Genomic DNA, 17,952 nt, shown 5'->3' on the forward strand with positions numbered 1-17,952 from the left:
TCAGCTCGTCCAGAATTCCCACCAGCGGGTCAGGATCAGCATCCCGATGATCCCGATGTGCAGGACGGGCAGGGCGAAGGTGAACTCGCCGAGGAAGGTCCGCAGCCCGGCCGGTGCGGGGATCAGCCCGTGGCGGACGTTGTGCGCGGTGACGTACCAGAACATGACGATGGTGGCGACCCAGGCCAGGCAGCACCACAGGCAGAGCGAGTTGATCTCGTACAGCGACTGGTACATCAGCCAGGTGCAGAATCCGACACCGAAGAGCATTCCGGCGTTGAGGCCGAGCCAGAGCCAGCCCCGGTAGCGGGCCCCGGCGAGGATCCCGGCACCGAGGGCGACGACGACGGCGTACGTGACGAGCCCGAGCATCGGGTTGGGGAAGCCGAAGACCCCCGCCTGCTCGCTCTTCATGATGTTGCCGCAGGAGACGACCGGGTTGAGGCTGCACCCGGGCTGGAAGCCGGGATCCTCCAGGAGGAGGAACTTGTCGATCGTGATCACCCAGCCGGACAGCGTTCCGGCCGCCCCGGTGATCATCAGCATCCAGGCGAAGGCCCGGCTCGCGCCGATCGCCCCGGCGCTCCCCGCCGGGGACTCCTCCTCCTGCCGCTGTCCCGGCACCCCGCCCCGTACGTTCACCGTCACCATGGCGCGACCCCCTTCCCGCTCAGCCCTGGAGGCGACGGACGGGCATCAGGACGTGGGCGCTCTCCTTGAGCATCTCCTCGTCGGAGACGAAGGCGCGCAGCCGTGCCTCGTCGACGGGCTGTCCGGGGACCGCCTCGGGCCAGGGGCGCACGGAGCAGATGAGGTACACCTGTCCGCGCTCGCGGGCGGCCTCCTGCCACTCGTCGGGCACCGGGCACTGCACCTTCAGGAACGGCAGGTTGAGGACGGCGGACCCGCCTTCGACGAGCAGCGAGGCGTTGATCCCCGTGTCCTTGTCCAGATCGAAGAGCCGGTCGCCGACGGAGAGGTTCATGGCCTCCAGCGCCGTCCGCATGGCCTGCTGACCGGCCTCCGGCCCGTCCCGGCCGTCGCCGAGCGAGTACGCCATGAGGAACGGCGTACCGGCCGAGTCGGCGGAGGGCTCGCTGGACCACGGAATCACCGTGAGAGTTCCCAGCGGAGAGGCGCTGCGCGCCGAGGAAACGACGTTGGAAGTGGTCATGAATCCGGATGCTAATGCTCCAACCACCCTTTCCCCGCGTCGGTTTCACTCGAACGGCCGACATTCACACCGCTGGCATTTCCGGCGCAACGAACCCGGGGTTTCATCGTTGTGCCCTGAGGGCTCTCCCTGCCCGCGGTGGGGAGCACCCCCAGCCGACCCCGAGGAGATCACTCATGATCGTCCCGCGCCGCGTCGCACTGCGGTCCCTCTTCGCTCTGGCCGTCACCGCTTTCACGGGGGGCGCTCTCGGTCGTATCGCGACCCGCCCACCGTCCGGGGAGAGCCCGGTCCTTTCGACGGGACGGCTCGATCCGCACGCCTTCGACGAGATGTACGGGGGCCGTCGCATCCGGGGCTTCTCCGGCCCCGAGGGCGAGCCGACGGCCCTGGTCGACGGCCGGCCGCTGCATCTGATGCGCTGCGCCGACGGGGGTTACGTCACCCCGGTCGACCACTACGAGTCCTGCCCGACGCCGCTGGCGGCCACCCGCGCGGCCGTGGACGAGCTGGGCACCGCCTCGCTCTCCCCGCTCGCCGGCGCCCACGGCGGCCACACCGCCCCGACGGAAGGGAGCCCGCGTGGTGTACACGCGTAAGAACCAGCGCGACCTGACCGGAGCCGAGCGCCGGAAGTTCGTCGCCGCCGTCCTGGAGCTCAAGCGCACCGGGGCGTACGACCGCTTCGTCCGCACCCATATCGACCACTACTCGGCCGACGGGGAGGGCCGGCTCCGGGTCGCCCACATGACGCCGAGCTTCCTGCCCTGGCACCGCAGGTTCCTGCTGGAGTTCGAGACGGAGCTGCGCCGGGTCGACCCGACCGTCTCCGTGCCGTACTGGGACTGGACCCGCGACAACAGTCCGGCCTCCTCGATCTGGGGCGAGGACTTCATGGGCGGGAACGGACGCCGTGCCGACTTCCAGGTGATGACCGGCCCCTTCGCCCACTCCTCCGGCCGCTGGACGATCACCCAGTCGATGACCGACGGACGCTTCCTGACCAGGGACTTCGGCCGCCCGCACGATCCGATCGCGCTCCCGACGCAGGCGCAGCTGGACGAGGTGATGCGGGAGCGGGTGTACGACGCGGCGCCCTGGAACTCGACGAGCGCCTCCGGCTTCCGCAACCGCCTGGAGGGCTGGGCGCCCGGCCGGGGCAACGAGCGGTTCCGCGTCCACAACCGGGTGCACCGCTGGGTCGGCGGTCTGATGCTGGGCGGCGGTTCCGTGAACGACCCGGTGTTCTGGCTGCACCACTCCTTCGTCGACCTGGTCTGGTCGCGCTGGCAGCAGCGCAACCCCGGGGCCGCCTATCTGCCGGCGGAGCCGCCGCCGCTCGGGGACGCGCAGTACCGGAAGGTCGTCGCCCGCCACCAGTCGATGGCGCCCTGGGGTGTGACCCCGGCGTCGATGTTCGACCACAGCCGGATCTACCGGTACGCCTGACGCCCCCGCACACACGTGTCCCCCGGCCCGGCGGGTCGGGGGACACGGTCGTTGCGGGGGGGGGATCAGCCGCCGTAGCCGCCGTCACCGTTGTCGTGGCCGTCGACGTTGGCGCAGCTGTTGCCGAAGGCCGGGTTCAGCAGGCCGATCACGTTGACGGTGTTGCCGCAGACGTTCACCGGGACGTGGACCGGGACCTGGACGACGTTGCCGGAGGCGACACCGGGCGAGTGGGCGGCGACGGCCTCGGCGCCCGAGTCGGCGACGGCCAGGCCGGCTCCGCTGAGGGCCACGGCACCCGTGCCGGCGAGAACAGCGGCAGCCTTCGCGATGCGAGACATCAAGAACTCCTAGGACGTGGAAAGCGACCGCAGGAATCACGGCCGTCATTCCCGTTCAACGCCGACCGCCGGAACGAGTCACGGCCATTGGGCCGAAAGGGAAGAAGGAAAACCCGGAAAATGGCCCGCGGGCCGAAACCGTCCGCCGCCGGATACGACGGGACGGCTCGGTCCGCGGGCCGCGGCCATGCGACAAGCCTTCTCTTGCAACGAACGAAAACCCCTGGGGTGGCGGGGAAGAATCGTGTCTTCACCCGCCGGGTCGCCACCCGTACACAAGAACGAACAGGGGGCCTTGCTCCGACGGCCCGCTCGCGCGTCAGTGCGCCTCGGGCGCCAGGCCGAGCTGGGAGTCCAGGGCGCCGCTCACCATCGGGGGCAGCAGACCGGCCCGGGGCGCCGCCACGCCCGGAAGCCCCGCAAGACCGTCGCCCTCCGGGGCGACCACCGGGTTGCCGAGGACGGCTCCGGGCGTGGCCGCCGCCATCTCCGAGTGCGGTGTGGCGAGCAGGGCCCGGCCGGGCTCACTGTCCTTCAGGACCTCGGGCAGCGGAGCGGCCACCACCGTCTCGGGGAGGGTGCCGGTGAGCGGAACGCTGGGCAGCGTGACGTCGGGCAGCGAGCCGAGGCCCTCCTGAAAACCGGTGGGCGCGCCGGGCATCGGAACGGGTACGCCGGTGGCCACCGTGGGGGCGTCCATGGGGAGCACCGGCTCAAGCCCCTGGAGGGGGACGAGCACCGGCGCCTCGACGGCCGAGGCCGGGGCGGCCAGGGCGGCGGAGGCGAGTGCGGTCATGAGAAGTCCCATGCCGGCGTGAGAGCGCAGAGTCATGTTCTGACAACGAGACCTTCGGGGGAACGTGGCGGAACTCCCCCGTGTGCAGCAACGCGCGAGGCCCCCACCGGTGAAGGTGGGGGCCTCGGTTGACGCTTCGCCGGGTCGCGGCGTCAGTGGCGGCGGGCGATCCGGCCACCGCGGAGGTAGACGACGGTGCCGCCGATGATCAGCGCGGCGCTGATCCCGGCCGCGCCCATGAGCGCGGCGGTGTCACCGCCCGTGTGGGGCAGCTCGGGCGGGCTGGTGGGCGGGTGCGTGGGGGGCTTCGTCGTCGGCGAGTGCGTGGGGTGCGTCGTCGTCGGCGGGTGGGTCGGCGGGTGCGTGGGGGGCTTCGTCGTCGGCGGGTGCGTCGGCGGCTTGGTGGGGGGCTTCGTCGTCGGCGGGTGCGTCGGCGGGTGCGTGGGGGGCTTCGTCGTCGGCGGCTTGGTGGGAGGCGTCGTCGTCGGCGGATGCGTCGGCGGGTGCGTGGGGGGCTTCGTCGTCGGCGGATGCGTCGGCGGCATGGTGGGCGGCTTCGTGGGCGGGTGCGTCGGCGGGTGCGTCGGCGGCTTGGTGGGTTCACCCGGACGAGTCGGCTCTCCCGGGTGCGTGGGTTCACCCGGCTCGTCGCCGTAGCCGTCGGGACCCTCCGCCTGGGCGCAGAGATCGCCGACGGCCTCGGCGGCGTAACCGCCGAGATCCAGGTGCTCGCCGCAGATCTCCGGCGGCAGGGGGGCCTGGACATGACCGGCGGAGCCGGGTCCCGGGCCGTCGCCCGTCCCGGCATGGGAGTTCGCGGCCAGGGCGAATCCGCCGCTCAGCGACAGGATGCCGGTCGCTGCCGCCGCGGTGAGTACTTTCCTGCTGATGATGGACCGCATACCGCTCTTCCTCTGGAGAAAGGGAGAGGCCGGCGAGGATCCCCCCTCGCTCCGACCGGCCTGATCCACGCCGACGTTCGCGCGGGACTGGCCAGAGGGTATGGGTCGGCGGACCCCGTGCAACGGGGGCCACACGGCAGCTGATCAGAAAATCATTCGATCAGCCGACCGTGGGAGACGGCGGCACGAGGCGCGCCGCAAGTGCCCGGAAAGGCAGGGGTACTGAGGGAATGTCAGTCGGGCGTCACTTGCCCAGCGGCAGACCACCGGGGACCGGCAGGCCACCGAGCAGCGGGGCGCCCTTGGTGGTCTCGTTCAGCTGGGTCGCGGTGTCCGTGACGGTCTTGACCGGGGAGCCGTCCGTGGTGCTGCTCAGCACATCCGACTTCAGCCCATTGGCGGCGATCGCTTCGAGGCCACCGTTCAGGCTGGTGGGGGTCAGCGCCTCCGTGGCCATGGCGGGCGCGGCGGCGCCAAGGGCCATCAGCGAACCGGCGACAACCGCGGCGACCTTGGTGGGCTTCATGGAGTGAATCCTTCCTCTGTACTTTCAAGTCACTTACTGCACAGGCCTCTTGACCGAATCCCGTGCTTTGTTCTGCTTCTGTAACGAACGGCGTGCCGCACGGAAACTCCGGAAGGAAGGATTTCTCGACACTGCACCCGATCGATGCGGGCCGGTGCTATTTGCCGATCGCACACCGCGCGCACACGCCTGCGCCGGCCCGGCGGGACGCCGGACCGGCACAGGAGCCGCGGGTGACTACCGGACCGGCAACGGGGGCTTGACCGGCAGCTCGGGCACGTCGGCCGGGGGCTTCACCGGCGTGTCCACCGGCAGCTCGGGCGGGTCGACGGGCAGCTCCGGCGGGTCCACCGGCAGGTCGGGCACGGCGGCCGGGAGCGCCGGCAGCGCCGGCAGCCCGGCCAGGTCGGGGGCGGGCAGGCCGCTGCCGAGGACAGTGGCGACGGCCAGGTTCACCAGAGAGGTCAGCGTCGCCGTGACCTGAGGCACGACTCCAGCCGCGTCGCCGGAGGTGACGGCGGCGAGCAGAGCGGCGACCGCCTTCTCGACGGTGGCGAGGGCGTCGGCCACGACGTCCGCCGGGGCGGCGGCCCTGCCGGACCACGCGGCCTTGGCGCCGGCCGCGACGGGCAGGCCCACAGGCGGCTTCACGGGCAGCGCGGGGGCTTCCACGGGCGGCACCGCCGGAAGATCGACCGGGGTCTCGACGGCGGGCGGCGTGACGGGGAGGTCGGCCGTCGGCGGGGTGACCGGGAGGTCGGCGGCGGGTGGCGTGACCGGGAGATCGGCCGCGGGTGGCGTGACCGGAGCGTCCGGCAGTGCCGGGGCGGTGGCCTTGGCCTCTGCGACGGCCTCCGCGATCTTGGCCTTGAGGGTCTCCGCGTCGGCCGCGGGGAGCTGCCCCGCGTCGGCCTTGAGCGCGGCCCTCACGAGATCGGTCACGGGTGTGGTCACCGAGCCGAGCTCTCCGAGTGCCTCGGCCTGGGTCAGCAGGGCGGCGGCGCCGGGGAGGGGTGCGCGGGCGGCCCGGTCGGCCGCGGTGGACGGATGGTGTTCGCCGGCGATGGCGGGTCCCGCCGTGCCGAGGGTGATGACGGCGGATATCGCCAGGGCGGTGATGCGGCGTGTAGCCAGGGGACGCATACGTGTTCCTTTTCCTTATGCGTCGGACAACTTCTCTCTCACCGTGCCTGCGGGTATAGCGCTGCGCAACCGCAGAACTACTGAGCGCCACGCCTCCGTTCGAGTGAATCCGCCCCTCGCCCCTGCCCCCCGAAGGGGCGTACGCCGTTGCACCGAACGGCGCACGACGGTGCCGCCGAACGAGTACCGACCCCATGACCCCAAGGGAAAAGCCGGTGCGCCCACCCCGTCGGGGGTGGGCGCACCGGCTTCGGAAGGACCGATCAGGCGTGCCGGATCAGGCGTTGACGCAGGCGTTGCCGAAGGTCGGGTTCAGCGCGCCGATGACGCTGACGGTGTTGCCGCAGAGGTTCACCGGGATGTGGACCGGGACCTGGACGACGTTGCCGGAGGCGACACCCGGGGACTTCACGGCCGCGCCCTCGGCGCCGGCGTCGGCAGCGGCGGCACCGGCGGCACCGGCGACCGCGGCGGCGGCACCCACGGTCAGGACAACGGCCTTGGCGATACGGGACATGGGGAAGTGCTCCTCGATCGAAATTCAGCGTGGTGTGCGCGGACTGTTCGGCCCGGCTCCCTCAACAACGCCCCGGCTTTTCATCGGTTGCTCTCCCGAACGGGTGACGTTCAACCGATCTTTGGGCCATAGGAGGGCCATTGGGGGGAGTGGGCGTGGAATGGCGCAACACGCTCAACGAGGAACCTGCCTCATGGATACGGGAGTTAGCGTTTCCGAGCATCTAATGCGTACTATCGCCCCGCGCCGGGGTTATAACGTTCCCGAACGTTGCTTCCGGGCCCGCCGCGCGTTCACCCATTTCGTGCGGACGACACCTCCCCCTCTCCCGGCCTTCGCGGGTCTTCCCTTCCTTCTCTCATCAAAGCGGAGAACCTGTATGCGGAATTCAGCGGTTCTTGCTGTGCGTCGCAGCGTGTTGTGCGCCCTGTCGTGTGCGGCCCTGTCCGCCGCGCTGCCGGTCGCCTCCGCCGCCGCACCCCAGCCCAGGGAGGCGAGCCGCGTGCCCTTCACCGCGCGCTACCAGGCCGTGCAGCACGGCGGGATCGTGCGCGCGGCCAACTCGTCGGCGAAGGGCGTGCAGGGCACCGAGTCGGTCAACGACGGCGCCGCGATCGCCTATGTCGACGTGGACAGCGACCCCAACACCTACAACTCCAGCCGTGCGGAACTCGCCGTTCCGGCGGGTGCGCGGGTCAGCTGGGCCCGTCTCTACTGGGGCGGCAATCTGCGGGTGGGCGAGCAGAAGCCGCCCGAGGACAACGGACGCGTGCTGATCGCCGAGCCCGGCGGCCGGTACAAGGCGCTGCTCGCGGACACCCTGATCGGCCACCGCACGGCCGACGGCGCCGACGCCTTCCAGGCCTCCGCCGACGTCACGGAACTGGTCCGCTCCTCCCGTTCGGGACAGTGGACGGTCGCTCAGATCAATGTCGCCATGGGCCGTTCCCCGGTCGGCGGCTGGGGTGGCTGGACGCTGGTCGCCGCGTACGAGAAGGCGTCGGAACCGCTGCGCAGGATCGGTGTCTGGGACGGATTCGAAACGGTCGGTCCGCGCAGCGGCGATCTTCGGGTTCCCCTCGACGGAAACCGTTACGGCAAGGCCACGGGCGGGCGTCTCGGCATGATCGCCTATGACGGCGACCGCGGTACTTCCGGTGATTACCTGGCCGTGGAAACACACCGCTCGAAGAGCGTCCGGCTCTCCGATTCCGCCAATTCCGCGAACGACGTGATGAACTCCAGCATCACCGAATTCGGCACCGGTGGGACGGTCCGCTCTCCCGATCGTACGAACACTCTGGGGTACGACTCCGACGTCTTCGATCTGCGGGGGGCGCTGCGCGATGGAGCCGACCGTGTCCATGTCCGGACCGGCAGCCGGAAGGACACCGTCTGGCTCGGCGCGCTCTTCTTCCAGGCGGACGTACGGCCCTGACGTGCTGCCTCCACGAGACACGGACCACGGGTCCGTCACCGTCCTGCACGCGGTCCAGCCCGGTGACGGCGGGGTCGCCCGCGTCGTCATCGACCTGGTCCGCGCCCAGCTCGCCGCCGGCCTGCGGGTCGCGGTCGCCTGCCCGCCGGAGACCGTCCTCTCCGCCGCCGTCCGCGCCGAGGGGGCCGAGACCCACGACTGGCGGGCCGGCCGCGACCCCGGTCCCGGGATCGTCCGTGAGACGAGGGAACTGGCCCGGCTGATCCGTGCCGTCCGGCCCGATCTCGTCCACGCGCACAGCGCCAAGGCCGGGCTCTGCGCCCGACTCGCCCTGCGGGGGCGGGTTCCGACGGTGTATCAGCCGCACGCCTGGTCCTTCGAGGCGGTCGAGGGAACGACCGCCTCGCTCGCCCGCCGCTGGGAGCGGTTCGGCGCCCGCTGGACGGACCGGATCCTCTGTGTCAGCGAGGCCGAACGGCGTACCGGCGAGGCCGCGGGCATCACGGCCGACTGGTCCGTCGTCCACAACGGCGTGGACGTGGACCGGTTCGCGACCGACGGACCGCCAGGCAATCCGGCGCCCACCGTCGTCTGCGTGGGCCGGCTCTGCCGCCAGAAGGGACAGGACGTGCTGCTCTCGGCCTGGCCCGCCGTCCTCGCGGAGGTGCCGACGGCCCGGCTCGTCCTGGTCGGTGAAGGCCCCGACGGCGAACGGCTGCGCGCCGCCGCCGGTCCCTCGGTGCGCTTCACCGGTGCCGTCGACGACACCGTCCCCTGGTACCGGGCCGCGGACGTGGTCGTCCTGCCCTCCCGCTGGGAGGGCATGGCGCTCGCGCCCCTGGAGGCCATGGCCGCCGGCCGGCCGGTCGTCGTCAGCGACGTCGACGGGGCCCGCGAGAGCCTGCCGTCCTCCCATGAACCCCTGTGCCTGGTCCCGCCCGAGGACCCGGCCGCGCTCGCCACCGCTCTCGGCCGCCTCCTCGGCAGGCAGGAGCTCCGGCACCGCCTGGGCCGCGAGGCCCACGAGCACGTACTCAGCCGATTCGATGTCCGGCGCACCGGCGCGGCCGTCGCGGACGTCTACCGCGACCTGGCCGGAGTGCGGGGCACCGAGCACAGAGAGCCGATTGCGCAGTGACCACCGAAAGCACCAGCGTTCCCTCCTCACCGGGCTCCTGGCCCACCGCGGGCCAGGCCTTCGGCCTCGCCTCCCTCGCGCCGCGCCGCGGCACGACCGACCGCCTGACCCTGCCGCGCCGTCCCGCACGGCCGCGGCCCGGGGTCCTGCCGCTCCTCGCGGTGGACTGCCTGGCCGTGCTCGCCGCCGCCGCGCAGCTCAGCACGGCACACCACGACGCCCGGCTGCTGCTGCCGATCGTGGCACTCGTCCTGGTCCTCGACGGGCACGCGGGGCTCTACCGGCCCCCCGTGCACACCCGGGCGCTCGACGAACTGCCGGCGCTGGCCTCCCGCGCCGGTGTCGCCTGGTGTCTGGCGGCGGCCGGGGTCGCCGCGTTCTCCCCGTCCCTGGCGATCGGTCCGCTGCGGCTCTGTGCCGCGTACGGCATCCACGTCGGGGCCGTGGTCCTGGTCCGGGCGCTGATGCTCGCCCGGCGGCGCCGGGTCGCGCGGGACAACCCGCGGTCGGCCCTCGTCATCGGCGGGTCGGGGGCCGCGCGCCGGTTCGCCGCGGCGGCCGTCCAGCACCCCGAGTACGGGGTGCGGCCGGTCGGCATCGTCGGGGTGCCCGAGCAGGGCGGCGCTCCCCGGCCGGCCGGGGAGCCCGGGCTGCCGGTGCTCACCACGACCGAGGAGATCCACCGGGCCGTCATCCAGAACGCCGTGCGCGACGCGGTGTTCCTCGACGACGACCCGGGTCTGGTGACGCTCTTCCAGCACTACGGCTGCACCACGTGGCGGGTCGGCGGACGGCAGCAGGCCGGTCCGATGGGCGAGCACATGTGGGGGTACGCCTGGCACCGCGTCGTCCCGCCGGCCGAGCGGCGCGGGCTGACCGCCAAGCGCGCCCTCGACATCGCGTGCGCCGCGCCCGCCCTCGCGCTCGCGCTGCCGGTGCTGCTGCTCTGCGCGCTGGCCGTGCGGCTCTCGGACGGTCCCGGGGTGCTGTTCCGGCAGGAGCGGGTGGGTCAGCACGGGCGCCACTTCACGCTGCTGAAGTTCCGTACGCTCCGCCCCTCCGACGACACCGAGTCGGCGACCCGCTGGAACGTCGCGGGCGACCGGCGGATGAGCGCGGCGGGGAGCTTCCTGCGGAAGAGCTCGCTCGACGAGCTGCCGCAGCTGTGGAACATCCTGCGGGGAGACATGAGCCTGGTCGGGCCGCGACCCGAACGGCCTTACTTCGTCGCCCAGTTCAGCAAGATCCACGCCGGTTACGCGGCCCGGCACCGGATGCCGGTGGGGCTCACCGGTCTGGCGCAGGTGAACGGGCTGCGCGGCGACACCTCGATCGAGGACCGCTGCCGCTTCGACAACCACTACATCGATCACTGGTCGCTCTGGCAGGACGTCTGCATCCTGCTGCGTACGGCGGCCGGACTCGTCCGACCCACGGGGAGCTGAGGATGGCCACGGCCGTGACGGTGCCGGCGCCCGCTCCGGACGAGGTCCGGGAGTGGGCGCGCCGGGTCGGGGCGCTCTCCCCGGTCCTCGCCGTGATCGCCCTGCTGCTCGTCCCCGGCAGCGGCGGGGCGCAGGGCGGCACCGGCGGTACGGGCACGGTCGCCGACGCGGCCTCCGGACTCCTCGTCCTGATCTGCCTCGTCCGGGTGCTGCGCGGCGGCGCCCGGCCGCTGACCCGGACGGCGGCCGTCGTCCTCGGGCTGCCGGTCCTCGGCATCTGTCTGGCCGCGATCACCTCGAACGACCCGGCGGCGAGCCTGCCGGGCGTCGCCCGCTACGTACAGATCTTCGTGCTCGTCCCGGGGGCCGTGCTGCTGCTGCTCCGCGACCGGCGGGACTTCGCCGTGGTCGCCTGGAGCCTGGTCGGGCTCGCGCTGCTCCAGGGCGCGGTCGGCGTCGGCCAGTACCTGACCGGCACCGGCGCCTCGTACATGGGTGAGGACATCCGGGCCGTCGGCACCTTCGGGCCCACCGATGTGATGGGCATGGCGACCGTCGTGTCGTACGGGCTGATCGTCGTCACGGGGATCGCGCTCGGCAGCGGCCCCGGCCGGACGCGGACGGCGGCGCTCGTCTGTGCCGGGCTGCTCTTCCTGCCGCTCGTGCTGTCGTTCAGCCGGGGCGCGTGGATCGCGACGGTGCTCGCCTGCGGGATCCAGCTGCTGCTCTCGGGGCCGCGCCGTGCGGCCCTGGTCGCGCTGGCGGCGGGCGCGCTCGGTGTGGTCCTGGTCGGCGGGCTCGGCATCGGTTCGGCGATGGTGAAGGAGCGGGTCGCCAGCATCACGCAGGTGGCGGCCGCGCCGGACCAGTCGGTGACGGACCGGTACACGATGTGGGCGGCGGCCGGGCGGATGTGGAGCGCGGAGCCGGTCACCGGTGTCGGGCTCAAGGGCTTCCCCCAGTACCGCGACTCCCACGCCTCGCTCGCCCTGTCCTCCGGCAGCGACACGGCGGGCGCGGGCGCCGCGTTCGCGCGCCAGCCGCTGCTGTCCCCGCACAACATGTACCTCCTGGTCCTCAGCGAGCAGGGCCTGTTCGGGCTGCTCGCCCTCACGGGCAGCTGGCTGGCGCTGCTCGTCGGCGCGCTGCGCCGGCGGCGTCTCGGCGCGGACTGCGCGCTGGTCGCGACGGGGCTGCTCGCCTGGCAGCTCATCGACTTCTTCTACGCGGACATCGGCGGCCCCTCGACGGTCCTGATGTCGGTCGTGCTGGGCCTCGCGGCCTGGTGGGCGCTCGCGGAGGTCAGGCGTGCGTGACCCGTGGGCCGGGGAACCGGAGGCCACGGACACCCCGCGGGCCGGTGAACCACGGCCCACGGGCGGCCCACCCCCCGGCGCCCCGCCGACCGACCCCTGGCCGACCACGCCTCCGGGCCCCACGGACTCCCCGTGGCCCCCGGGGGCCGTCGTGCTGCCGGGGCCCGGGGCGCGGCCGGGTCCGGAGGGCGGCGCGCGGGGCCGGCTCCTGGAGGACACGGCACCGGCGTCCGTACGCGCGGCCGCGCGCGATCTCCCTCCCACCGGAGCCGAAACCGGCCCCGCGGACAGGACCGAAACCGCGGCCGCGACCATGACCACGGCGGGAACCGCGAAGGGTCCCGGCAGCGCATCCCCGCTCGCCCCCCGGCCACCCGGCCGGCGGGCTCACGCCAGGGACCGGACCGCCCGTACCGGCGCACCCCAGGGCCGGGGCTTCCTCGCCAAGGCGGCCTTCGTGACCGCCGGGCTCACCGCGGTCGGGGCGGTGCTCGGACTCGTACGGGACCAGATCCTGGCCGGCTACTTCGGGGCCGGGGCCGAGACCGACGCGTTCCTGGTGGCGTGGACGGTGCCCGAGTTCGCCTCGACGCTGCTCATCGAGGACGCCATGGCGCTGATCCTGGTGCCCGCCTTCTCCCGTGCTCTGGCCCGCCGTTCGGGCGCCCCGCTCGGGGACCCCGTGCGCGCCCTCGTGCGCGGCACGCTCCCCCGGCTCACCCTCGGCGTCGGCGTCGTCGCCGCGCTGCTCGTCGTCGCCGCCCCGCTGCTCGTCTCGGCCCTCGCGCCGGGGCTGCCCGACCCCACGCTCGCGATCGACTGCACGCGTCTGACCGGGACCTGTGTGCTGTCCTTCGCCCTGGTCGGCTACTGCTCGGCCGCGCTCCGCGCGCACGGCCGCTTCCTGCCCCCGGCCACGATCTACGTCGCGTACAACATCGGCATCATCGGCACCATCCTGCTGCTCCGCGAGCCGTGGGGCGTGCGCTCGGCCGCCGCGGGAGTCGCGGTCGGCGGCGTCCTGATGGTCCTCGTCCAGGCGCCCTCGCTGCTGCGCGAGCTGCGGGCCCGCCCCGTACCGACGCGGGAGCCCGAGGCGCTCGCGCCAGCCTCCACCGGCGAGGGCCGCATCCTCGTCATCGGTCTGATCGCGCCGGTCGTCGCCTTCTCGCTCTGCCGCCAGTCGCAGACCCTGATCGAACGCTTCCTCGCCTCGCCCCTGCCCGCCGGCGCCATCTCGCAGCTGAACTACGCGCAGAAGGTCGCGCAGATGCCGATGATCCTCTCCCTGATGCTGTGCACGGTCAGCTTCCCGGTGGTCGCCCGCGCGCTCGCCGCGGGCGATCCCGAGGCCGCCCGCCGCCGGGTCGAACGGGATCTGCTGCTCGCCGCCGTCGTCGTCCTCGTCGGCGCCTCGACCGTCATCGCCGCCGCGCCGCGGATCGTCGAGCTCCTCTTCGAGCGGGGCGAGTTCAGCCGCACCGACACCGTCGCGACCGCCGCCGTCATGCGGGTCTACGCCCTCGGCCTGCTCGGCCAGACGATGGTGGGCGCGCTGGTCCGCTGCTACTTCTCCGCCGCCCGCCCGCTCTGGTACCCGGCCGCCGCGATGGCCGCCGGGCTCGCCACGACCGCCGCCGCCGGAGTCCCCGGCGCCCACTACTGGGGTGCCGTCGGCATCGCCGCCGCCAACGCCCTGGGCATCACCCTCACCGCCGTACTGCTGCTGCGCGGCGCGCACCGCCAGGCCGTCCCCGTCCACGTCGACCGGCTCGGCGAGGGGCTGCTCAGGCTCGCCACCGCGGGCGCCTGGGCCACCGGCGCCGGCTGGCTGTGCTCCCTCGCGATCGGTCCCGCCGCCCTCGCCGTCGCCGTCGCGGGCCTGGTCGTCATCGGCGTCTTCCTGCTCTTCATCGCCTGCGCCGCCAAGGCGCCCGAGATTCCGCCCCTGCCCCGCTCCGCCTCCCGGAGGAGGACCCCCCATGCCCGCCGCCACCGCGCTGCGCCGTCTGCTGCCGAAGCCGCCCCTGTGGATGAAGCCGCCCCCGTGGGTGGCGATGTACCACTCGATCACGGACACCGGTGACGATCCGTACCGGGTCACCGTCTCCCCCGTGCGCTTCGCCCGGCAACTGCACTGGCTGGGCGACCGGGGGCTGCGCGGGGTCTCGGTGGGGGAGCTGCTCGCCGCCACCGCCGAGGGACGCGCCAAGGGCCTCGTCGGCCTGACCTTCGACGACGGGTACGCGGACTTCCTCGACTCGGCTCTTCCGCTGCTGCGCCGGCACGGCTTCACGGCCACGGTGTTCGTCCTGCCGGGGCGCCTCGGCGGCGAGAACGGCTGGGACACGGAGGGCCCGCGCAAGTCGCTCCTCGACGAGGACGGCATCCTGCGGATCGCCGAGGCCGGCATGGAGATCGGTTCGCACGGTCTCACCCACGTCCCCCTCACCGAGGCGGACGACGCGGAGCTCGCCGCCCAGACCCGGCGGAGCCGCGAGCTCCTCGAGGAGATGACCGGCGCTCCGGTGAACGGCTTCTGCTATCCGTACGGGCGGGTCGACCCGCGCGCGGTCCACGCCGTACGCAAGGCCGGTTACCACTACGCCTGCGCGATCGACCCGGGCCCGCACACCGGTACGTACGCCCTGCCCCGGGTCCACATCGGCGAGGGCGACACCCCCTGGCGACTCACCGCCAAGCGCGTTCTGCACCCGCTGCGGCGCCGCCACCCCGCCGATATGGTCCCCGCCCCGTACGGCCCCGCCGTGGTCGGTGCGCGATGAGGGTCCTGCACGTCATCACCGGGCTCGGCATCGGCGGCGCGGAGCAGCAGCTGCGGCTCCTGTTGCGCCATCTGCCCGTACGGAGCGGGGTGGTCACCCTCACCAACCCCGGTGCCGTCGCCGCGGGCATCGAGGCCGACGGCACCCCCGTCACCCATCTGGGCATGGCCGGGAACCGGGACTTCGGCGCGCTGCCGCGGCTCGCGCGGATCGTCCGGCAGGGCCGCTACGACCTCGTCCACACCCATCTCTACCGCGCCTGCGTGTACGGCAGGACGGCGGCCCGGCTGGCCGGGGTGCGGCGCGTCATCGCCACCGAGCACTCGCTCGGCGAGACCCAGATCGAGGGCAGGCCGCTCTCCGCGGGGACCCGCGCCCTCTATCTGGCATCCGAGCGGCTGGGCACCTCCACGGTCGCCGTCTCCCCCAGCGTGGCCCGGCGGCTCGCCGACTGGGGTGTGCCCCCGGACCGGATCCAGGTCGTCCCCAACGGCATCGAGACGGATCGCTTCGCCTACGACGTCCGTGCCCGCCACCGCGCCCGCCGTGTCCTCGGGCTCCCCGAGGACGCCTATGTCGTCGGCGGGGTGGGGCGGCTGACACCCGGGAAGAAGTTCGACCGGCTGGTACGGGCGGTGGCCTCGGTCCCCGAGGCCCGCCTGCTCCTCGTCGGTGAGGGCGAGGAGCGCGAGGAGCTGCTGCGGGTGGCCCGTGAGTGCGGGACCGCCGACCGGGTGCTGCTCGCCGGGGCCTGTGAGGACCCGCCGACCGGGGCCTCGCCCGGGCCCTCGCTGCCCGAACTGCTCGCCGCCATGGACGCCTTCGTGTCCACCTCGCCCGACGAGACCTTCGGGCTCGCCGTCGTCGAGGCCCTCGCCGCCGGACTGCCCGTCCTGTACGTGGCCTGCCCGGCGATCGACGACCTGACCCCGGAGGCGGCTCCGGGCGCCCGGCGAATCGGCGAGTCCGTACCGGAGCTGATCTCCGCGCTGCGCGGCATCCGGGACGCCCGGCTCGCCCGGCTCCCGCTGCCGGCGGCCGCCCGCCGCTACGACATCGCGCACAGCGCCCGGCAGTTGATGTCCCTCTACGACCAGGCCGTCCACGGCACCCCTTCCACCGCGAACTGAGAGAGACCGTCCGATGAACACCTCCCCACGCCGTGCCCTCGTCCCCGCCGGCCTCCGCAGGCCCGGCCGCTGGGCGGTCCTGCCCGCCGCCGTCCTCGCCGGAGCCGTGCTCGGCGGCGGTTACGGGGCCCTCAAGACCCCCCAGTACGCGGCGACCAGCTATGTCATCGTCGTGCCGGCCGAGAAGTCCGACCCGGCGGCCGCGCTCGGCTTCGCCCAGGCGTACGGGCGGGTCGCCACCGACATCGCGGTGACCGGCGACGCCCAGGTGTGGGCGGGGGTCACCGCCGACACGCTGCGCAGGAACGTACAGGCCGCGACCTCCCCGGACGCGCCGATGATCTCGATCACCGCCAAGGCCGGGCAGCCGGCGAAGGCCGTGTCGATGGCCGACGGGGTCGCCCGCGCGCTCATCCTCAACAGCACCCATGTCGCGGGCAGCACGGGCGTGAAGGTCGTCCAGTTCTCCCGCGCCACCAGGCCGACCGCCCCCGTCTCCCCCTCCGCGCCGATCTCCGCGCTCGTCGGCGGCTGTGCGGGCGGCCTCCTCGGCGGCCTCGCCCTCCTGGTCCGCCCGAAGCGCCCCGCCACGCGCGGCGAGGCCCGCCACTCCCGGGGGGCCGTGCCCACCGCCCCGGTCAAGGCCGGTTCCGTACCGGCCTCCGTGCCCGCCCCGGCGGTCGCCGCGCACCAGCCGGAGGCGGTGTGACCCCGAGACGTCCGGAAGCCCGAGGGAACCTGCGGACCGAGATCTGCCGTGACGAGGAAGGCTTCGGGCGGCTGGCGGCCGAGTGGACGGCGCTGTACGGGCGCTGCTCCACCGCCACCCCCTTCCAGTCCCACGCCTGGCTGCACTCCTGGTGGCTCTCGTACGGCAGGCCCGGTGCGCTGCGGGTGGTGCTCGTACGACGGGAGGACGGCGGACTCGTCGCCGCCGCGCCCCTGATGCGCACCCGTGGTCCGCTGCCCGTCCTCACCCAGCTCGGCGGCTCGATCACCGACTTCACGGACGTGCTCCTCGACGACGACTGCCCCGAGGCGGCGGCCGCCCTGGCCGGGGCGCTCGCCCGGACCGCCCGGGGTGCGGTGATCGACCTGCGGGAGGTACGGCCGGGGGCGGCCAGCGAACGGGTCTTCACCGGCTGGCGGGGCCCTCGTCGACGCCTGCCCGACTCGCTGTGCCTGGAGCTGCCCGCCGTCCCCATGGAAGGGCTCCTCGAACGGATCCCCTCCGGGAAGGCCCAGCGGGTCCGGGCCAAGCTGCGCAAGCTCGACGCCCTCGGCATCGACGCGCGCGTCGTCCCCGGGGCCGAGGTCCCCGACGCCCTCGACCGTCTCCTCACGCTCCATCGGCTCCAGTGGCAGGGGCGGGGGGTGACCGCCGAGCACACCAGCGAGCGGTTCGCCCAGCACCTCACGCGGGCCGTGCGGCCGATGGTGGAACGCGGGGACGCGATGGTCACCGAGTTCCGGCTCGCCGGGAACGTCGTGGCCGCCGATCTGACCCTGATGTCCCCGCGGCTCGCCGGCGGCTATCTGTACGGAGCCGACCCGGCCCTGCGCGCCCGCAAGGTCGACGTCGCGACGATGCTGCTCCGCCACGGGGCCGGGGAGACCAGCACCGGAGGCCGGGCCACGCTGAGCATGCTGCGCGGCACCGAGGCGTACAAGCACCACTGGCGGCCCGAGACCGTCGGCAACCAGCGGCTCCTGCTGGCCGGGCGGGGTACGGCCCCGCTGCTCTGGCTCCGCGCGGGCGCCGCCGACGCGCGCCGCTGGGCGGCCCGGCAGGCGCGGGAACGCCCCTGGGTGGGGCGGGCGCTCGGCCGGCTCCCCGGCCGAGCGCGGCAC

The 17,952-nt window shown here is 73.6% G+C and carries 19 protein-coding genes; 11 read left to right on the forward strand and 8 right to left on the reverse strand.

Translation table 11 applies throughout. From position 1 onward, the window contains the following. On the reverse strand, nt 1-651 hold the full coding sequence (locus IE311_RS25195; protein ID WP_189834081.1) for a vitamin K epoxide reductase family protein: 651 nt from the start codon (nt 649-651) through the stop codon (nt 1-3). Between the two features lie 19 nt (nt 652-670). Further along, entirely contained in the window at nt 671-1,174 is a 504-nt protein-coding gene (locus tag IE311_RS25200; RefSeq protein ID WP_229902140.1) for a DUF5949 family protein, read from the reverse strand. Between the two features lie 176 nt (nt 1,175-1,350). On the opposite strand from IE311_RS25200, the gene IE311_RS25205 reads away from it, so the two are divergent. After that, the gene (locus tag IE311_RS25205; protein WP_189834082.1) at nt 1,351-1,773 is read left to right on the forward strand and encodes a tyrosinase family oxidase copper chaperone; all 423 of its coding nucleotides are present in this window, start codon (nt 1,351-1,353) and stop codon (nt 1,771-1,773) included. Further along, nucleotides 1,757-2,623 carry a tyrosinase family protein gene (locus IE311_RS25210; protein ID WP_189834083.1) on the forward strand — a complete coding sequence of 289 codons (867 nt, stop codon included), beginning with the start codon at nt 1,757-1,759 and terminating at the stop codon, nt 2,621-2,623. Before IE311_RS25205 ends, IE311_RS25210 begins: the two co-directional genes overlap by 17 nt. A gap of 65 nt (nt 2,624-2,688) precedes the next feature. Here IE311_RS25210 and IE311_RS25215 read toward each other — a convergent pair whose 3' ends face one another. The 6 genes from IE311_RS25215 to IE311_RS25240 all read right to left on the reverse strand — a co-directional run bounded on the left by IE311_RS25215 (nt 2,689) and on the right by IE311_RS25240 (nt 6,848). Further along, nucleotides 2,689-2,964, reverse strand: a complete 276-nt coding sequence (locus IE311_RS25215) for a chaplin (RefSeq protein ID WP_189834084.1) — start codon at nt 2,962-2,964, stop codon at nt 2,689-2,691. Nucleotides 2,965-3,283: 319 nt separating this feature from the next. After that, complete coding sequence (locus tag IE311_RS25220; protein ID WP_229902141.1) at nt 3,284-3,760, reverse strand: hypothetical protein; 477 nt, start codon at nt 3,758-3,760, stop codon at nt 3,284-3,286. Nucleotides 3,761-3,912: 152 nt separating this feature from the next. Then, a complete protein-coding gene (locus tag IE311_RS25225; RefSeq protein ID WP_189834086.1) occupies nt 3,913-4,662 on the reverse strand; it encodes an LPXTG cell wall anchor domain-containing protein in 750 nt (249 codons plus the stop codon). 244 nt (nt 4,663-4,906) lie between these two features. Beyond that, the gene (locus tag IE311_RS25230; RefSeq protein WP_189834087.1) at nt 4,907-5,188 is read right to left on the reverse strand and encodes a hypothetical protein; all 282 of its coding nucleotides are present in this window, start codon (nt 5,186-5,188) and stop codon (nt 4,907-4,909) included. A gap of 237 nt (nt 5,189-5,425) precedes the next feature. Beyond that, nucleotides 5,426-6,331: a hypothetical protein gene (locus IE311_RS25235; RefSeq protein WP_189834088.1), complete on the reverse strand. Its 906-nt coding sequence runs from the start codon at nt 6,329-6,331 to the stop codon at nt 5,426-5,428. Between the two features lie 277 nt (nt 6,332-6,608). Next, entirely contained in the window at nt 6,609-6,848 is a 240-nt protein-coding gene (locus tag IE311_RS25240) for a chaplin (protein ID WP_189834089.1), read from the reverse strand. A 379-nt stretch (nt 6,849-7,227) separates the two neighbouring features. On the opposite strand from IE311_RS25240, the gene IE311_RS25245 reads away from it, so the two are divergent. The 9 genes from IE311_RS25245 to IE311_RS25285 form a co-directional block, all read left to right on the forward strand. After that, nucleotides 7,228-8,286 (forward strand): DUF3344 domain-containing protein, encoded by a 1,059-nt coding sequence (locus IE311_RS25245; protein ID WP_189834090.1) that lies wholly within the window; start codon nt 7,228-7,230, stop codon nt 8,284-8,286. A gap of 1 nt (nt 8,287) precedes the next feature. Continuing rightward, complete coding sequence (locus IE311_RS25250) at nt 8,288-9,424, forward strand: glycosyltransferase family 4 protein (RefSeq protein ID WP_189834091.1); 1,137 nt, start codon at nt 8,288-8,290, stop codon at nt 9,422-9,424. Then, entirely contained in the window at nt 9,421-10,869 is a 1,449-nt protein-coding gene (locus IE311_RS25255; protein WP_189834092.1) for an exopolysaccharide biosynthesis polyprenyl glycosylphosphotransferase, read from the forward strand. The genes IE311_RS25250 and IE311_RS25255 overlap by 4 nt, the downstream gene beginning before the upstream one ends. 2 nt (nt 10,870-10,871) lie before the next feature. Beyond that, nucleotides 10,872-12,185 carry an O-antigen ligase family protein gene (locus IE311_RS25260; protein WP_189834093.1) on the forward strand — a complete coding sequence of 438 codons (1,314 nt, stop codon included), beginning with the start codon at nt 10,872-10,874 and terminating at the stop codon, nt 12,183-12,185. A gap of 313 nt (nt 12,186-12,498) precedes the next feature. Further along, nucleotides 12,499-14,271 carry a lipid II flippase MurJ gene (locus IE311_RS25265; protein ID WP_189834094.1) on the forward strand — a complete coding sequence of 591 codons (1,773 nt, stop codon included), beginning with the start codon at nt 12,499-12,501 and terminating at the stop codon, nt 14,269-14,271. After that, nucleotides 14,168-14,971, forward strand: coding sequence for a polysaccharide deacetylase family protein (locus IE311_RS25270; protein WP_189834095.1), 804 nt, complete (start codon nt 14,168-14,170; stop codon nt 14,969-14,971). Before IE311_RS25265 ends, IE311_RS25270 begins: the two co-directional genes overlap by 104 nt. Further along, on the forward strand, nt 14,968-16,101 hold the full coding sequence (locus IE311_RS25275; protein ID WP_189834096.1) for a glycosyltransferase: 1,134 nt from the start codon (nt 14,968-14,970) through the stop codon (nt 16,099-16,101). Before IE311_RS25270 ends, IE311_RS25275 begins: the two co-directional genes overlap by 4 nt. Before the next feature lie 13 nt (nt 16,102-16,114). Further along, nucleotides 16,115-16,810, forward strand: a complete 696-nt coding sequence (locus tag IE311_RS25280; protein ID WP_189834097.1) for a YveK family protein — start codon at nt 16,115-16,117, stop codon at nt 16,808-16,810. Continuing rightward, the coding region (locus tag IE311_RS25285; protein ID WP_189834098.1) for a GNAT family N-acetyltransferase at nt 16,807-17,952 on the forward strand (1,146 nt) is incomplete at its 3' end. The genes IE311_RS25280 and IE311_RS25285, both read left to right, overlap by 4 nt.

It is taken from the genome of Streptomyces zaomyceticus (assembly GCF_014656215.1).
In the GTDB taxonomy this organism is placed as follows: Bacteria; Actinomycetota; Actinomycetes; order Streptomycetales; family Streptomycetaceae; genus Streptomyces; species Streptomyces zaomyceticus.

Bases quoted from the DNA above. Each gene is read 5' to 3' on its own strand.
- IE311_RS25195 (WP_189834081.1), bottom strand. From the start codon at position 651: ATGGTGACGGTGAACGTACGGGGCGGGGTGCCGGGACAGCGGCAGGAG.
- IE311_RS25200 (WP_229902140.1), bottom strand. From the start codon at position 1,174: ATGACCACTTCCAACGTCGTTTCCTCGGCGCGCAGCGCCTCTCCGCTG.
- IE311_RS25205 (WP_189834082.1), top strand. From the start codon at position 1,351: ATGATCGTCCCGCGCCGCGTCGCACTGCGGTCCCTCTTCGCTCTGGCC.
- IE311_RS25215 (WP_189834084.1), bottom strand. From the start codon at position 2,964: ATGTCTCGCATCGCGAAGGCTGCCGCTGTTCTCGCCGGCACGGGTGCC.
- IE311_RS25220 (WP_229902141.1), bottom strand. From the start codon at position 3,760: ATGACCGCACTCGCCTCCGCCGCCCTGGCCGCCCCGGCCTCGGCCGTC.
- IE311_RS25225 (WP_189834086.1), bottom strand. From the start codon at position 4,662: ATGCGGTCCATCATCAGCAGGAAAGTACTCACCGCGGCGGCAGCGACC.
- IE311_RS25230 (WP_189834087.1), bottom strand. From the start codon at position 5,188: ATGAAGCCCACCAAGGTCGCCGCGGTTGTCGCCGGTTCGCTGATGGCC.
- IE311_RS25235 (WP_189834088.1), bottom strand. From the start codon at position 6,331: ATGCGTCCCCTGGCTACACGCCGCATCACCGCCCTGGCGATATCCGCC.
- IE311_RS25240 (WP_189834089.1), bottom strand. From the start codon at position 6,848: ATGTCCCGTATCGCCAAGGCCGTTGTCCTGACCGTGGGTGCCGCCGCC.
- IE311_RS25245 (WP_189834090.1), top strand. From the start codon at position 7,228: ATGCGGAATTCAGCGGTTCTTGCTGTGCGTCGCAGCGTGTTGTGCGCC.
- IE311_RS25260 (WP_189834093.1), top strand. From the start codon at position 10,872: ATGGCCACGGCCGTGACGGTGCCGGCGCCCGCTCCGGACGAGGTCCGG.
- IE311_RS25265 (WP_189834094.1), top strand. From the start codon at position 12,499: ATGACCACGGCGGGAACCGCGAAGGGTCCCGGCAGCGCATCCCCGCTC.
- IE311_RS25270 (WP_189834095.1), top strand. From the start codon at position 14,168: ATGCCCGCCGCCACCGCGCTGCGCCGTCTGCTGCCGAAGCCGCCCCTG.
- IE311_RS25275 (WP_189834096.1), top strand. From the start codon at position 14,968: ATGAGGGTCCTGCACGTCATCACCGGGCTCGGCATCGGCGGCGCGGAG.
- IE311_RS25280 (WP_189834097.1), top strand. From the start codon at position 16,115: ATGAACACCTCCCCACGCCGTGCCCTCGTCCCCGCCGGCCTCCGCAGG.